Annotated in this window: 3 protein-coding genes; all 3 read left to right on the top strand. The window is 68.7% G+C overall.

Features of this window, described 5'->3' with window-relative positions; translation table 11 throughout:
* Positions 1 to 2033 (top strand): copper-translocating P-type ATPase (locus D769_RS19695; RefSeq protein WP_008648661.1); only part of this gene is annotated, 2033 nt, incomplete at its 5' end.
* Positions 2030 to 2449, top strand: coding sequence for a Cu(I)-responsive transcriptional regulator (cueR, locus tag D769_RS19690; RefSeq protein ID WP_008648660.1), 420 nt, complete (start codon positions 2030 to 2032; stop codon positions 2447 to 2449). The genes D769_RS19695 and cueR, both read left to right, overlap by 4 nt.
* 106 nt (positions 2450 to 2555) lie before the next feature.
* Positions 2556 to 2839, top strand: a 284-nt coding sequence (locus tag D769_RS19685) for an alpha/beta hydrolase (RefSeq protein WP_008648659.1), incomplete at its 3' end; no start/stop codon positions are given.

The raw sequence follows: 2839 nt of genomic DNA, 5'->3' as shown, positions 1-2839 counted from the left end.
AGCGTGCCGGGTACGGCGCCACGCCGGTGGTCGAAGCGGCTGCCGCAGCGGTGGGTACGGCCGAGGCGGGTCCCGGTTTCTGGGCCGGCCCGTGGCCGGTGGTGATCTCGGCCGCGCTGTCGTTGCCGCTGGTGATGCCGATGGTGCTCGAATGGTTTGGCATCCACGCGATGCTGCCGGGTTGGGTGCAATGGGCGCTGGCCACGCCGGTGCAGTTCGTGTTCGGCTGGCGCTTCTACAAGGCGGGCTGGAAGGCGGTGCGCGCCGGTGCCGGCAATATGGATCTGCTGGTCGCGCTCGGCACCTCGGCGGCGTACTTTCTGTCGATCTGGCAGATGGCCGAGGCTGGCGATGCCATGCCGCATCTCTATTTCGAAAGCGCGGCCGTGGTGATCACGCTGGTGCGGCTGGGCAAGTGGCTCGAGACACGGGCCAAGCGTCAGACGGCCGACGCGATCCGTGCGCTGGCTGCCTTGCGCCCCGATACCGCGCAGGTACGCCGCAACGGCGTGGAGCAGACCGTGCCGCTGGCCAGCGTGCGTGTTGGCGATGAGATCGTTGTGCGTCCCGGCGAGCGGATTCCAGTAGACGCCGATGTCGTGGAAGGCAGCAGCCAGGCCGACGAATCGATGCTGACCGGGGAATCGGTACCCGTGCCCAAGCAGCCCGGCGACAGGTTGACCGGTGGCTCGATCAACTATGACGGGTTGCTCGTGGCACGCACGGCGGCCGTCGGCGCCGAGACCGTACTGGCGAAGATCATCCGCATGGTCGAACATGCCCAGGCCGCGAAGGCGCCGATCCAGCGCATGGTTGACCAGGTCAGCGCGGTATTCGTACCCATCGTGCTGGTCATCGCGCTGGCGACGCTGCTTGGCTGGGGCCTGGTCATGGGCGACTGGACGACCGCATTGCTCAATGCCGTGGCGGTGCTCGTGATCGCCTGCCCGTGCGCGCTGGGTCTGGCCACGCCGACCGCGATCATGGCGGGCACTGGCGCGGGCGCCCGGGCGGGCATCCTGATCAAGGACGCGGAGGCGCTCGAGGTGGCGCATCGCGTATCGGTAGTGGCTTTCGACAAGACCGGGACGCTAACCGTGGGCAAGCCCGAGGTGGTGGCGCTGCATGCCGCCGATGGCGATGAGCCCGCATTGCTCGCGAAGCTGGCCGCACTCCAGGCCGGCAGCGAGCATCCGCTGGCGCGCGCGGTGACGACGCTTGCCACGGCACGTGGCATCACCGCGCCAGCGGCCACTGACGTGCGCGCGCTGCCAGGACGCGGTATCGCCGGCATCGTTGCATGGCAGGCGCTGCAACTCGGCAGCGATGGCCTGCGTGCCTCGTTGCAGGCCGATGCGGGGGCGCTGCAGACCGATGCCGAGCGGCTGCGTGGCGAAGGCCGCACCGTCTCCTGGCTGATCGATACAGACCAGCGCCGCGTGCTGGGACTGGTGGCATTCGGCGACGCGATCAAGCCGGGCGCCGCTGCCGCGATCGCACGCCTGCGTGAGGCCGGCATCCACACGGTGATGCTGACGGGCGACAACGCAGGCGCCGCGGCGCGTGTGGGTGAGCAACTGGGGCTCGACGAAGTGCAGGCCGAGGTGATGCCGGAAGACAAGGCGGCGCGCGTCGTCGCGCTCAAGCGAGGTGGCGAAGCCGTGGTGGCGATGGTGGGCGACGGCATCAACGATGCCCCCGCGCTGGCGGCGGCCGATGTCGGCATCGCCATGTCCACCGGCACGGACGTGGCGATGCACGCGGCCGGCATCACGCTGATGCGGGGCGACCCGGCGCTGGTTGCCGACGCGCTTGCCGTGTCGCATCGCACGGTGCGCAAGATCCGCCAGAACTTGTTCTGGGCGTTCATCTACAACGTGATCGGCATTCCGCTCGCGGCGGCCGGTCTGCTCAATCCAGTCGTGGCGGGCGCCGCCATGGCGTTTTCAAGTGTCAGCGTGGTCAGCAACGCACTGCTGCTGCGCCGCTGGCATCCGCTCGCAGGCAGTGGCCACAAGGAGGTAACGCAATGAACATCGGAGAAGCCGCGGAAGCCTCGGGCGTTTCCGCCAAGATGATTCGCCACTACGAGTCGATCGGACTAGTCGATGCGCCGCCGCGCAGCGAGGGTGGGTATCGGCGGTATGACGAACGCGCGGTGCACACCTTGCGCTTCGTGCGGCGGGCCCGTAATCTCGGATTCTCGCTCGACGAGATTCGCGGTCTGTTGTCGCTCTGGCATGACCGGGCGCGCGCCAGCGCGGATGTGAAGGCGCTGACGCTCAAGCACGTGGCCGACCTGGAAGTCCGCATCGCCGAACTTGCTGCGATGCGCGACACGCTGCGGTCGCTGGCCGAAGCGTGCACGGGCGATGACCGGCCCGACTGCCCGATCCTGTCGGATATGGCCCGTGCCGACAGCGAGGATCGCCCGGCCTGCCATCACTGAGTGCTGGCGGCTCGGGGCCGGGGGAGCGCAGGCGTCAGCGGTACCGAAGGATCCAGATCCAGATAACCAACAACAAGCAGGCGTACCCGACGAGGAGACGTGTGGGATGAATGAACCTGTGACCGCCGCTGGCCTGCCAGGCGCGCGCGAATCCGCCGTAACCGGAGCCGTACCCACCGAGACACGCCAACGAATGCGCGATGGCACCGAGCTGCTGCTGCGCACCTGGCTGCCCGATCCCCAACGCTTTGCCGAGCCGCTTGGCACGGTGCTGCTGGTGCATGGGCTGGCCGAGCATAGCGGGCGCTATGGCCATGTTGCAGCAGCGCTCTGCGCGCTCGGCCTGCGCGTGCGGGCCTACGACCATCGCGGCCACGGCGCGAGTGGCGG

It is taken from the genome of Cupriavidus sp. HMR-1 (genome assembly GCF_000319775.1).
GTDB classification, from domain to species: domain Bacteria; phylum Pseudomonadota; class Gammaproteobacteria; order Burkholderiales; family Burkholderiaceae; genus Cupriavidus; species Cupriavidus metallidurans.
The sequence above is the reverse complement of the archived record's forward strand: the minus strand, read 5'-3'. Positions and strand labels throughout refer to the sequence as shown.

Excerpts from the sequence above, each read along its gene's own strand:
- cueR (WP_008648660.1), top strand. The coding sequence starts at position 2,030 with ATGAACATCGGAGAAGCCGCGGAAGCCTCGGGCGTTTCCGCCAAGATG.